The sequence below is a fragment of the Pseudomonas sp. B19125 genome (genome assembly GCF_044218855.1).
Lineage (GTDB): Bacteria > Pseudomonadota > Gammaproteobacteria > Pseudomonadales > Pseudomonadaceae > Aquipseudomonas > Aquipseudomonas edaphica.
This window is the reverse complement of the sequence record NZ_CP162589.1, coordinates 6,085,730-6,098,478: the sequence shown is the minus strand read 5'-3', so window position 1 is coordinate 6,098,478 and position 12,749 is coordinate 6,085,730. Positions and strand designations below refer to the sequence as shown.

The window sequence follows — 12,749 nt, the reverse complement described above, 5'->3', positions numbered from 1 at the left end:
GTCTAGATCGCATTACGCAGGCTGAGGTTTTCCGGGTGCGGCTGCAGGTACGCCTGCTGCGCGATGTAGCGGTCCGGGTGTTGGCGAAAGTGATGTTTGAGCAAGGTCAGCGGCACCACCAGCGGCACGATGCCGGTGCGGTATTGGCCGATGACGGTTTGCATTTCCTGCTTGTCCTCGGCGCTGATGGCTTGTTTGAGGTAGCCGCTGATGTGTTGCAGCACATTGGTGTGGGTGCCGCGTGTGGCGCACTTTTTCAGGCCGGTCATCAACTCGCTGAAATAGCCGGCGGCCAGTTCATCCAGGTTGATGCTCTTGCCCATGCTGCCCAGCAGGTGGCCAAGGCTTTTGTAATGCACAGGGCTGTGGGCCATCAGCAGGTATTTGTAGCGCGCGTGGAACGCCAAAAGGCGGTGACGGGTGATGCCCTCAGCCAGCAATTCTTGCCAGCTGGCGTACACGAACACGCGGGTGAGGAAGTTCTCGCGCAGCACCGGGTCATTCAACCGGCCGTCTTCTTCCACCGGCAGGTTGGGGTGGCGTGCGCAAAACGCCTGGGCATAAATGCCGCGCCCGCCGCCATCAACGGGCGTGCCGTTGTCGCGGTAGACCTTGACCCGCTCCAGCCCGCACGACGGCGACTTCTGCATGAAGATGTAGCCGCACAGGTCTGTGTGTTCCACAGCCATCTGCTGGCCGTAAGCATCCAATGGCTGCGTCACATTGAGGTCACGGTGCACGGTGCCGACCGCCTGCGGGTGGGCAGGGTCGCCCACCAGGCGAATCGGTTCGCGGGGGATGCCCATGCCGATCGCCACTTCGGGGCACAACGGCACGAAGTCGAAATAGTCGGCGAGCGTTTGGCTGCACAGCAGGGATTGTTTGTGTCCGCCGTTAAAGCGCACGTTCTCGCCGAGCAGGCAGGCACTGATGGCGATCTTCGGTTTTGCGCTGCTGGACATGCTCAACCCTCTGCGAAATTCCTATACAGATTTATAACTCTGTACAATTAAATCTCATCATAGGTTTGATGCTGTACAAGTCAAATTGTTTGTATAAGTATTTTCAGCGCCCGCTATTTCCAACCCATGCGCCAGTCTTCGGCATTTTGCAGGGTTTGCCACGGGAGGCGTTCGGCGCGGCGGGTCATGACCGCTTGCAGCTCGATTTCGAGCACGGTGCCTTCGTCATCACGGAACAGTTCGGTGACGAGGAAGTGTTTTTCCTTGTTGCGCGGGCGTGCTGCTGTCCACTTCGACAACAGCAATTTCGTCGGGTTGAGGCGGTTCATTGCAGGTGTTCGATCAGGCGGCGTGCGGCCTCCTGGCCGCTGAGCCACGCGCCTTCGACCCGCCCGGACAGGCACCAGTCACCACACACATACAAGCCCAGGTCGGCGTCGGCCAGCACGCCAAATTCATGCCGCTCCGACGGCCTGGCGTAAAGCCAGCGATGGGCCAGGCTAAAGGACGGTGCGGGCATGGCGCTGTGCAGCAGTTCGGCGAAGGCGCCGTGCAGGTGTTCGATCACCGCCTCTTTGGGCAAGTCGAGATTGGCCTTGCTCCAGGCGCTGGTGGCATGCAACACCCAGGTGTCGAGGGTGGCGTCACGCCCGGGTTTACTGCGGTTGCGCGCCAGCCAGTCGAGCGGGCTGTCTTGCACAAAGCAGCCTTGCATCGGCGTATCCAGCGGCGTGTCAAAGGCCAGCGCGACGGCCCAGGTGGGGTCCATCTTCACCCCGGCGGCCGCACTTGCAAGCTTGGGCGCAGCGGCCAGCAGGGCGGTGGCCTGGGGCGCCGGCGTGGCAATGACTACGTGGCTGAACGGGCCATGATTGCCGCCGTCGGCGTCCAGCAGGTTCCAGTGCTGCTTGCCTTGGAACACTTCGGTGATGCGGCAACCGAACTCAACCGGCAAGTCGTCAAGCAGTGCGCGGGTAATGGCGCTCATGCGCGGCGTGCCGACCCAGCGGATCTGCTCGTCGGGGGAGGGCGTGAGCTGGCCGGACTTGAAGTTGTACAGCTGCGGTTTCCACTGTTCGGCCCAGCCGTTGCTTTGCCAGCGCTGTACTTCGTTGACGAAGCGCCGGTCGCGGGCCGTGAAGTATTGTGCGCCCATGTCCAACGCGCCGGCATCGCTGCGCTTGCTGGACATGCGGCCACCACTGCCACGGCTTTTATCGAAGAGTTGTACAACGTGCCCCGCGTCTCGTAACGCTCGGGCGGCGGAAAGACCGGCGATGCCGGTGCCGATGATCGCGATGGGAACAGTCATTGGGGGCCTCGTTTTACCTTTGGGTACAGACTACGCCGACACCCATAGCTGTACAATATTGTTTTTTGGTATAAGTTTTGGCGTACCTGTTCTAACGGCGTGACCTAAGGTTAAGGGTGAGGGGTTAAGAAGGAGGCCTGAACCGGCCTCTGAAACCAACGTAACGCCCACTTACAAAAGATCCATGCTTATAAAATAGACTAGCGATGGGCGGCAAACGTTACATGAGGAGAAACCCATGCATATTTTGCTGACCGGCGGTACGGGCTTGATCGGTCGCCAACTCTGTCTGCACTGGCTTGCCCAAGGGCATCGCCTGACCGTGTGGAGCCGCGAGCCGGATACCGTGGCCAAATGGTGCGGTGCCGAGGTGCTCGGTGTTGGCCGCTTGCAAGACGTGATCGGCACGGTGGATGCGGTGGTCAACCTGGCGGGCGCGCCGATTGCCGATCGCCCATGGACCAAAAAGCGCAAGGCATTGCTGTGGAGCAGCCGCATCGGCCACACCGAAACCTTGCTGGCTTGGATGCAAGGCCTGGCGCAAAAGCCGGCGGTGTTGATTTCCGGCTCTGCAGTAGGCTGGTATGGCGACGGCGGCGAGCGCGAACTGACCGAAGCCAGTGGCCCGGTGCAGGATGATTTCCCCAGCCAACTGTGCATCGCCTGGGAAGAAACCGCGTTGCGCGCCGAAGCCTTCGGCACCCGCGTGGTGCTGGTGCGCACTGGCCTGGTGTTGGCGGCCAAGGGCGGCTTTTTGTCGCGCCTGCTGCTGCCGTTCAAACTGGGGCTGGGCGGGCCGATCGGCAATGGTCGGCAGTGGATGCCGTGGGTCCATATCAAAGATCAAATCGCCCTGATTGATTTTCTTCTGCACAACGGCGACACCAGTGGTCCTTATAATGCCTGCGCGCCACACCCGGTACGTAATCGCGAGTTTGCCAACACCCTGGGCCAGGTGCTGCACCGCCCAGCGTTCATGCCGATGCCGGCGTTTGCCTTGAAGGTCGGCCTGGGCGAGTTGTCCGGGTTGTTGCTGGGCGGGCAGAAGGCCGTCCCCGAACGGTTGCTGGCCGCCGGTTTCACTTTTCAGTTCACTGAGTTGCACGCGGCACTGGAAGACTTGTCCAGCCGCCTCTAGCCATAGGATGTTGCATGACGGATCACGCGTTGTTACTGGTCAACCTGGGTTCACCGGCGTCCACTTCGGTGGCCGATGTGCGCAGCTACCTTAATCAGTTCCTGATGGACCCTTATGTGATCGACCTGCCGTGGCCGGTGCGGCGCTTGCTGGTGTCGCTGATCCTGATCAAGCGCCCTGAGCAATCGGCGCATGCCTACGCCTCGATCTGGTGGGAAGAGGGTTCGCCGCTTGTGGTCCTGAGCCGTCGCTTGCAAGCGCAAATGACCCAGCAGTGGACACACGGCCCGGTGGAGCTGGCGATGCGCTACGGCGAGCCGTCGCTTGAAACCACCCTCACGCGCCTCGCGGCTCAAGGCATTCAAAAAGTCACCCTGGCGCCGTTGTATCCGCAGTTCGCTGACAGCACCGTGACCACGGTGATCGAAGAAGCCAAGCGTGTGGTCCGCGACAAGAAGCTCAACGTGCAGTTTTCTATCTTGCAGCCGTTCTACGATCAGCCGGAATACCTCGACGCCTTGGTCGCCAGCGCCCGGCCGTACGTGGCACAGGAATTCGATCACTTGTTGCTGAGCTTCCATGGGTTGCCTGAGCGCCATCTGAAAAAACTCGACCCCACAGGCCAGCATTGCTTCAAGGATGCTGACTGCTGCAAGAACGCTTCGCCCGAGGTGCTTGCCACCTGCTACCGCGCCCAGTGCTTCAGCGTGGCGCGCGACTTTGCCGCGCGCATGGGCTTGCCGGAGGGCAAGTGGTCGGTGGCGTTCCAGTCACGGCTGGGCCGTGCCAAGTGGATCGAACCCTACACCGAGGCCCGCCTGGAGACCTTGGCCCAGCAAGGCGTGAAAAAGCTGCTGGTGATGTGCCCGGCGTTTGTAGCGGACTGCATTGAGACGCTGGAAGAAATTGGTGATCGCGGGCTGGAGCAGTTCCGCGAGGCAGGGGGCGAGGAGTTGGTGTTGGTGCCGTGCTTGAACGATGAGCCGCAGTGGGCGGTGGCGCTTAATACGCTGTGCGAGCGGGCGCCAGTAGCGCTGTAGTCCGAGTGTCGAAACGATAGAGATCAACTGTGGGAGCCGGGCTTGCCCGCGATGGCGGTTTGTCAGTCGACATATTGGGTGACTGATAGGCCGCCATCGCGGGCAAGCCCGCTCCCACAGTGTTTTTCAGGGTTTATTCGTGATGCGGTTCACCGAGGAAGGTCAACGAAGTAAACAGCCCGCGGGTGGCCACGTCGGCGTTGTCCTTGAGCGGAATCTCCACCTGCGCGGCAATCACATTCAACCCTTCATTACGCACCAGCACCTGGGCGCGGCCGTCCTTGTCGGTCTCAGTGCTCAAGGTGTTCGGCGCATTGCGATAATCGCCCACCAGCTTGATCCCCGCCGCCGGTTTGCCGTCCAGCAGCACCCGCACCGGCAGTGACTTGCCTGGCCCTACGGTCAGCGGGTCGACTTCCGGCAGGATCAGCAGCTTGATCTGATCCAGTTTGGGCAGCTTCGCCCCCGGCTGGTAAATCGCCAGGCTGTACTTGAAGGTCTGGGTCGACTCAATCGCGCCTGGCACTTGGCTACGGCCCTGGTTGATCCACTTCTTGTCCGGCGTCTGCGACCACATCCCGTTATCCAACGCCACGGCTAAAACGGCGGGCGATTTGAGTGGCTTGAGGCGTGCGTGGTCGGCCAGGCGCTCCACGGTGACCGGGATCATTTTGCCGCTGGCGTCATACGCCCAGGCGCCGCTGATTTTCTGCGCCTTGAAGGCATTGTCTTCGGCGCCGTGGCCGTAGATCACTTCGATATTGCCGCGTCGTTGTTCGGTCCACAGGCCGTGGGCCGAGACTTGGCTGGCAAACAGCAGGCCGATCACGGCCAGGGATTTGAAGGCTTGCATGGGGCATCCTTTTACAGGTTAAGGGTCAGGCTGACGGTGAAGTTGCGCGGCTCGCCGGGAGTGACCCAGTAATTGCTGTAGGAGCGCTCGTAGTACTTTTCGTCGAATAGGTTGTTGAGGTTCAGGCCCACCGTGACGCTATCGCTGGCTTTGTAATGCGCCAGCAGGTCGACGGTGTGGTAGGCGGGCAGTTCGAACTGGCTGCCGGCCTCGCCGGAGCGATCACCAACGTAGGTGAACGCCGCGCCCAGGTCCGAGCCGCGCAGCGCGCCATTCTGGAATTCATACACACCCAGCAGACTGCCGCTGCGCTTGGCTACGCCCAGAATCCGGCTGCCGGTGGGGATGGATTTGTCGCCCTTGGTCACTTCGGCGTCGATATAGGCAAAGGCGCCGATCACGCGTACCGCGTCCGTCACTTGCCCGCTCAGTTGCAGGTCAAAGCCCTGGCTGCGCGCCTTGCCTATGGCGCGGCTGTTGTTGAGGGTGGCCGGGTCCTGGGTCAGAACATTTTCTTTTTCGATATGGAAGGCGGCGAGCGTGGTGCTCAAACGGTCGTCGAACAGCTCGCTCTTGATCCCCACTTCATAGCCCACGCCTTCTTCGGGCTTGAAGGATTTGCCGCCGGCATCCACACCGTTGTTGGGTTTGAACGAGGTTGACGCGTTGGCGAACACCCCGACTTGCGGCGTTAGCTGATAGAGCAGACCGGCGCGTTGAGTCAGGGCGTCGTGGGTATGCCGGCTCTTGGCGTGGTTGCGGGTGAAGTCGTCGGTGCGTTGTTCGACATGCTCGAAGCGCGCACCGAGCATGCCGCGCAGGCGGTCGGTGAAGATGATCTGGTCTTGCAGGTTCAGCGCCTGGCTTTTCGTCTGTTCGAAGACGTCGGTGCCGGTGCGTGCGCCGTTGGGTTTGGTTTGGCCGTAGATCGGGTTATAGATGTCGATGGGGTAGAGGCTGCCGGCAACCGCCGACACGCGTTCCTTCTTGCGGTAGTCCTCGTATTCGCCGCCGATCAACAGTTCGTGCTGCCAGCTGCCGATGTCGAACTGGCCGCGCAGTTCCAGCTGGGTGATGCTGTCGTGCCAACCGGTGGAGCGTTCCCGCAGGCGGCGGTTAACGGTATGGCCGTTGGCATTCAGCGCACGACTTTCCGAGGCGTCACCCCACAGGCTGCCCTGTTTGTAGTGGCTGGCCAGGCGCAGTTTCCAGGCGTCATTAAGGTGATGTTCCAACGCGGCCTGGATGCGATTGTTGTGGTTGCGGATATTGCCGTCGTTGGGTTCGCCGAGGAAGGTCGAGCGGGACATGCCATGGTTGGCGACGATGCCCCGGTCGAAGGTGGAGCTGTGGCGCACGAACTCGCTTTCTACGAGAAGGCTGGTGTCGGGGTCCAACTGCCAACTGAATGATGGCGCGACGAACACGCGCTGGGCGTCGACGTGATCGCGGAAGCTGTGGTTGTCTTCCACGGCCAGGTTGACCCGCGACAGCACGCGGCCTTCGCTGTCCAGCGGCGTGTTCACATCCAGTGCGGTGCGATAGCGGTCCCAGCTGCCGGCACTGGTTTGCACGGTGGTAAAGGCTTCGGGCTGCGGCTTCTTGGTGACAATGTTCACGGTGCCGCCCGGATCGCCACGGCCGTACAGGCTGGCTGCGGGACCTTTGAGCACTTCAATGCGCTCGATGTTGGCCGCGTCCGGGGTGCTCGGGTAGCCACGGTTGGCGCTGAAACCGTCCTGGTAGAACTCCGACGTGGTGAAGCCGCGCACGCTGTACTCGTAAAGCGTCAGGCCGCCGAAGTTGTTTTGCTTGGACACGCCGCCGGCAAACTCCAGAGCACGTTCCACGCTGGTGCTGCCCAGGTCCTCGAGCACCGTGGCAGGAATCACGCTGATTGATTGTGGGATGTCGCGCAGATCGGTGTCAGTTTTGGTCGCGCTGGCGGAACGGGTGGCGCGGTAGCCTTTGACGGGGCCGGTGGCGGATTCATAGGCGTCGGAGGTGACGCTGATGGTGTCCAGTTCGACAGTGTTGTCATCGGCGTAGGCGGGGTCCAGCAGCAAACCCAAGGCCAGGCCAGCAACGGGGGCGAATCTTTGAGACGGCATGATAGAGCGTTCCAATAGCGATATTGAAACAATATAACATGACCATTGAGAATGGATTTCTTTTGAAATATTCGGTAACAGGAGCCCGCGAACGGGCTCCCGTAGCCGTTATTCCTCTTCTTTCACCGGGGCGGGTGGCGGGCGCAGGCCGATCTCTGCCGACAGCTTGATCTCTTTGCCGTTGCGCATTACCAGGATCGACACCTTATCGGTCGGCTTGATCCGCGCCACCTGGTTCATCGACTTGCGGCCATCACCGGCCGGTTCGCCGTCGATGCTCAGGATCACATCGCCCAATTGCAGGCCGGCTTTCTGCGCCGGGCCGTCGCGGAAGATCCCGGCCACCACGATGCCCGGGCGCCCGGTCAAGCCGAACGACTCGGCCAGTTCCTTGGTCAACGGCTGTACTTCGATGCCCAGCCAGCCACGGATTACCTGGCCGTGCTCGATGATCGACTTCATCACTTCCATTGCCAGCTTCACCGGGATCGCAAAGCCGATGCCCTGGGAACCGCCGGACTTGGAGAAAATCGCCGTGTTGATACCGGTCAGGTTGCCATTGGCATCCACCAATGCGCCGCCAGAGTTCCCCGGATTGATCGCCGCGTCAGTCTGGATAAAGTCTTCGTAGCTGTTGAGCCCCAACTGGTTACGCCCGGTGGCGCTGATGATGCCCATGGTCACGGTCTGGCCGACGCCGAACGGGTTGCCGATGGCCAGCGCGACATCACCGACGCGTAGCCCTTCGGAGCGGCCGATGGTGATCGAGGGCAGGCTCTTGAGGTCGATCTTCAGCACCGCAAGGTCGGTTTCCGGGTCGCTGCCGACCACGCGGGCCAGGGTTTCACGGCCGTCGCGCAGGGCCACCACAATCTGGTCGGCGCCGGTGGTCACGTGGTTGTTGGTGAGGATGTAACCTTCCGGGCTCATGATCACCCCGGAACCGAGGCTGGATTCCATCCGGCGCTGCTTGGGCCCGTTGTCGCCGAAATAGCGGCGAAACTGCGGGTCTTCAAACAACGGATGCGCCGGTTTATTGATGACCTTGGTGGTGTACAGGTTGACCACTGCAGGCGCGGCGATGACCACCGCGTCGGCGTAGGTGACCGGGCCTTGCACCACCGAGCTGCTTTGTGGGGCCTGTTGCAGGTTCACATCAAGGCTGGGTAAGCCCACCCATTGGGGATAACGCTGAATAATCAGCATCGCGATCAGCACGCCAGCCAACAATGGCCATCCAAAAAAACGCAGTGCCTTGAGCATCAAGTAAGTCCTGACAGGTTGCAGGGGGCGGGATAGCGCCCATAATGTCGCGCATTATACGAGGCTGCGAGCGCCTCGGAACGGGATATTTAGGAGTCTTTTATGGCTGTCCCCCTTAGCACCCTGGTCGAGGAAGCGGACCGCTACCTTGGCAGCGCAAAAATTGCCGATTATTGCCCCAATGGCTTGCAGGTCGAGGGGCGCCCGCAGGTGATGCGCATTGTCAGCGGCGTCACGGCCAGCCAAGCGTTGCTGGACGCCGCCGTCGAAGCCCAGGCCGACCTGGTGCTGGTGCACCATGGTTATTTCTGGAAGGGCGAAAACCCGTGCATCACCGGCATGAAGCAACGCCGCCTGAAAACCCTGCTCAAGCACGACATCAGCCTGCTGGCCTACCACCTGCCGCTGGACCTGCACCCGGAGGTGGGCAACAACGTGCAACTCGCCCGTCAGCTGGACATCACCGTCGAAGGCCCGCTGGACCCCAGCAACCCGAAAATCGTCGGCCTGGTCGGCTCCCTGGCCGAACCCTTGTCGCCGCGTGATTTTGCCCGACGCGTGCAGGATGTAATGGGTCGCGAGCCACTGTTGATCGAAGGCAGCGAGATGATCCGCCGGGTGGGTTGGTGCACCGGCGGCGGCCAAGGCTACATTGATGATGCTATTGCCGCAGGCGTTGACTTGTATCTGAGCGGCGAAGCGTCCGAGCAGACCTTCCACAGCGCGCGGGAAAACGACATCAGCTTTATTGCTGCGGGCCATCACGCTACTGAGCGTTATGGCGTGCAGGCACTGGGTGACTATCTGGCACGGCGTTTCGCGCTGGAACATCTGTTCATCGATTGCCCCAACCCAATCTAAAGAACACCAAGGCTCAAATGTGGGAGCTGGCTTGCCTGCGATTGCATCACCTCGGTTTGCCTGAATGACTGAGGTGCCTGTAGAGCAGACAAGCCAGCTACCACAAGCCAAACTGAGGGGCATATTCATATACCGTTTCGATCTAGCTGGCTCCCTGAATAGAAGAAGGTGCTGTGCTAGCATGCCCCGCTCGAACACGGCCCGCTGGCCGTCCATAAGATCGTTTTTCCGTGAGTAGCCATGGTCGACAAACTGACGCATCTGAAACAGCTGGAGGCGGAAAGCATCCACATCATCCGCGAGGTCGCCGCCGAGTTCGACAACCCGGTGATGCTCTACTCGATCGGTAAAGACTCCGCCGTGATGCTGCATCTGGCGCGCAAGGCCTTCTTCCCGGGCAAATTGCCGTTCCCGGTGATGCACGTCGACACCCGCTGGAAATTCCAGGAGATGTACAAGTTCCGCGACAAAATGGTCGAAGAACTGGGCCTGGACCTGATCACCCACGTCAACCCTGATGGTGTGGCGCAGGGCATCAACCCGTTCACCCACGGCAGCGCCAAGCACACCGACATCATGAAGACCGAAGGCCTCAAGCAGGCCTTGGACAAGCATGGTTTCGACGCAGCCTTCGGCGGTGCCCGTCGCGATGAAGAGAAGTCCCGCGCCAAAGAGCGTGTGTACTCGTTCCGTGACAGCAAACACCGCTGGGACCCGAAGAACCAGCGCCCGGAGCTGTGGAACGTCTACAACGGCAACGTCAACAAAGGCGAGTCGATCCGTGTGTTCCCGCTGTCCAACTGGACCGAGCTGGACATCTGGCAGTACATCTACCTCGAAGGCATCCCGATTGTGCCGCTGTACTTCGCCGCCGAGCGCGACGTGATCGAGAAGAACGGCACGTTGATCATGATCGACGACGACCGCATCCTCGAGCACTTGTCCGACGAAGACAAAGCCCGAATCGTCAAAAAGAAAGTACGTTTCCGTACCCTTGGCTGCTACCCGTTGACGGGCGCGGTGGAGTCCGAAGCCGAGACGCTGACGGACATCATTCAGGAAATGCTCCTGACGCGAACTTCCGAGCGCCAGGGCCGGGTCATCGACCACGATGGCGCAGGCTCGATGGAAGATAAAAAACGTCAGGGTTATTTCTAAGGGGCTGTCACCAATGTCGCATCAATCTGATTTGATCAGCGAGGACATCCTCGCCTACCTGGGCCAGCACGAGCGCAAAGAGATGTTGCGCTTCCTGACCTGCGGCAACGTCGACGACGGCAAGAGCACCCTGATCGGGCGCCTGCTGCACGACTCCAAGATGATCTACGAAGATCACCTGGAAGCCATCACTCGTGATTCAAAAAAATCCGGTACCACCGGTGACGATATCGACCTGGCCTTGCTGGTCGACGGCCTGCAGGCCGAGCGTGAACAGGGCATCACCATCGACGTTGCCTACCGCTACTTCTCCACCGCCAAGCGCAAATTCATCATCGCCGACACCCCCGGCCATGAGCAGTACACCCGCAACATGGCCACCGGTGCGTCCACCTGCGACCTGGCGATCATTCTGATCGACGCCCGCTACGGCGTGCAGACCCAGACCCGCCGCCACAGCTATATCGCCTCGTTACTGGGCATCAAGCACATCGTGATTGCCGTCAACAAGATGGACATCAATGGCTTTGACCAAAGCGTGTTCGAGTCGATCAAGGCCGATTACCTGAAGTTTGCCGAGGGCATTGCGTTCAAGCCGAGCACCATGGCGTTCGTACCGATGTCGGCGCTCAAGGGCGACAACGTGGTGAACAAGAGCGAGCGCTCGCCCTGGTACACCGGCCAGTCGCTGATGGAGATCCTCGAAACCGTCGAGATCGCCAACGACCGCAACTACACCGACCTGCGTTTCCCGGTGCAGTACGTCAACCGTCCGAACCTGAACTTCCGTGGTTTCGCCGGCACCCTCGCCAGCGGCATCGTGCACAAGGGCGATGAAGTCGTGGTGCTGCCGTCGGGCAAGAGCAGCCGCGTCAAATCCATCGTCACCTTCGAGGGCGAGCTGGAACACGCAGGCCCAGGCCAGGCCGTGACCCTGACCATGGAAGACGAGATCGACATCTCCCGTGGGGACCTGTTGGTGCATGCCGACAACGTGCCGCAAGTCACCGACGCTTTCGACGCCATGCTGGTCTGGATGGCCGAAGAGCCGATGCTGCCGGGCAAGAAATATGACATCAAGCGCGCCACCAGCTACGTGCCGGGTTCGATCACCAGCATCGTGCACCGCGTGGACGTGAACACCCTGGCCGAAGGCCCGGCAAGTTCGCTGCAACTGAACGAGATTGGCCGGGTCAAGGTCAGCCTCGACGCCGCCATTGCGTTGGATGGCTATGACAGCAACCGCACCACTGGTGCGTTTATCGTCATCGACCGTTTGACCAACGGTACTGTGGCTGCGGGCATGATTATTGCGCCGCCGGTGGGCCATGGTGGCGCTGCGCAACACGGCCGCCTTGCTCATGTAGCCACCGAAGAGCGCGCCCAACGCTTCGGCCAGCAACCGGCTACCGTGTTGTTCAGCGGCCTGTCCGGCGCCGGCAAAAGCACCTTGGCCTACGCGGTTGAGCGCAAGCTGTTTGACATGGGCCGTGCGGTATTCGTACTGGATGGCCAGAACCTGCGCCGCGACTTGAACAAGGGCTTGCCGCAGGACCGCGTCGGGCGTACCGAAAACTGGCGCCGTGCTGCTCACGTGGCGCGTCAGTTCAACGAAGCCGGCCTGCTGACCCTGGCCGCGTTTGTTGCCCCGGATGCCGAAGGCCGTGAACAGGCCAAGGCGTTAATCGGCAGCGACCGCTTGCTCACCGTCTACGTGCAGGCCTCGCCGCTGGTGTGCGCCGAGCGTGATCCGCAAGGCCTGTACGCGGCGGGCGGGGACAACATCCCAGGCGAGTCCTTCCCGTACGACGTGCCGTTGAATGCCGACTTGGTGATCGACACCCAGGCCACGTCGCTGGAAGACAGCGTCAAGCAAGTGCTGGAGCTGTTGCGCCAGCGCGGCGCGATCTAAACCTCGCCGCCACAAAAAAGCCCGCCACCGATCATTCGGTGGCGGGCTTTTTACTTTCTCAAGGTCTGGCGCGGTCACTGTGGGAGCTGGCTTGCCTGCGATAGCGGTGGGTCAGCAACATACCCATCAACTGACAGTC

11 protein-coding genes are annotated in these 12,749 nt (G+C 61.0%); 5 read left to right on the top strand and 6 right to left on the bottom strand.

What is annotated here, in order from left to right:
* Positions 1-2: 2 nt before the first annotated feature.
* The 3 genes from AB4P96_RS27925 to AB4P96_RS27915 form a co-directional block, all read right to left on the bottom strand.
* Positions 3-962 carry a DUF523 and DUF1722 domain-containing protein gene (locus AB4P96_RS27925; protein WP_017137623.1) on the bottom strand — a complete coding sequence of 320 codons (960 nt, stop codon included), beginning with the start codon at positions 960-962 and terminating at the stop codon, positions 3-5.
* A gap of 113 nt (positions 963-1,075) precedes the next feature.
* The gene (locus AB4P96_RS27920; RefSeq protein WP_017137622.1) at positions 1,076-1,291 is read right to left on the bottom strand and encodes a TIGR02450 family Trp-rich protein; all 216 of its coding nucleotides are present in this window, start codon (positions 1,289-1,291) and stop codon (positions 1,076-1,078) included.
* The gene (locus tag AB4P96_RS27915) at positions 1,288-2,274 is read right to left on the bottom strand and encodes an NAD(P)/FAD-dependent oxidoreductase (RefSeq protein WP_017137621.1); all 987 of its coding nucleotides are present in this window, start codon (positions 2,272-2,274) and stop codon (positions 1,288-1,290) included. The genes AB4P96_RS27920 and AB4P96_RS27915 overlap by 4 nt, the downstream gene beginning before the upstream one ends.
* A 238-nt stretch (positions 2,275-2,512) precedes the next feature.
* On the opposite strand from AB4P96_RS27915, the gene AB4P96_RS27910 reads away from it, so the two are divergent.
* Positions 2,513-3,412 (top strand): TIGR01777 family oxidoreductase, encoded by a 900-nt coding sequence (locus AB4P96_RS27910; RefSeq protein WP_017137620.1) that lies wholly within the window; start codon positions 2,513-2,515, stop codon positions 3,410-3,412.
* Positions 3,413-3,426: 14 nt separating this feature from the next.
* The gene (hemH, locus tag AB4P96_RS27905) at positions 3,427-4,452 is read left to right on the top strand and encodes a ferrochelatase (RefSeq protein ID WP_138451169.1); all 1,026 of its coding nucleotides are present in this window, start codon (positions 3,427-3,429) and stop codon (positions 4,450-4,452) included.
* 133 nt (positions 4,453-4,585) lie between these two features.
* On the opposite strand, the gene AB4P96_RS27900 is transcribed toward hemH, so the two are convergent.
* From AB4P96_RS27900 to algW, 3 genes are all read right to left on the bottom strand, one after another.
* Entirely contained in the window at positions 4,586-5,305 is a 720-nt protein-coding gene (locus tag AB4P96_RS27900; RefSeq protein ID WP_017137618.1) for a DUF4198 domain-containing protein, read from the bottom strand.
* Positions 5,306-5,316: 11 nt separating this feature from the next.
* Positions 5,317-7,416: a TonB-dependent siderophore receptor gene (locus tag AB4P96_RS27895; RefSeq protein WP_176991537.1), complete on the bottom strand. Its 2,100-nt coding sequence runs from the start codon at positions 7,414-7,416 to the stop codon at positions 5,317-5,319.
* 108 nt (positions 7,417-7,524) lie between these two features.
* The gene (gene algW, locus AB4P96_RS27890) at positions 7,525-8,679 is read right to left on the bottom strand and encodes a Do family serine endopeptidase AlgW (RefSeq protein WP_017137616.1); all 1,155 of its coding nucleotides are present in this window, start codon (positions 8,677-8,679) and stop codon (positions 7,525-7,527) included.
* A gap of 102 nt (positions 8,680-8,781) precedes the next feature.
* Between algW and AB4P96_RS27885 the strand changes: the two genes are divergently transcribed.
* The 3 genes from AB4P96_RS27885 (at position 8,782) to cysN (ending at position 12,610) form a co-directional block, all read left to right on the top strand.
* A complete protein-coding gene (locus AB4P96_RS27885; RefSeq protein ID WP_017137615.1) occupies positions 8,782-9,540 on the top strand; it encodes a Nif3-like dinuclear metal center hexameric protein in 759 nt (252 codons plus the stop codon).
* A gap of 240 nt (positions 9,541-9,780) precedes the next feature.
* Positions 9,781-10,698 (top strand): sulfate adenylyltransferase subunit CysD, encoded by a 918-nt coding sequence (gene cysD, locus AB4P96_RS27880; RefSeq protein ID WP_017137614.1) that lies wholly within the window; start codon positions 9,781-9,783, stop codon positions 10,696-10,698.
* A gap of 13 nt (positions 10,699-10,711) precedes the next feature.
* Entirely contained in the window at positions 10,712-12,610 is a 1,899-nt protein-coding gene (gene cysN, locus AB4P96_RS27875) for a sulfate adenylyltransferase subunit CysN (RefSeq protein WP_017137613.1), read from the top strand.
* The last annotated feature ends 139 nt before the right edge of the window (positions 12,611-12,749 follow it).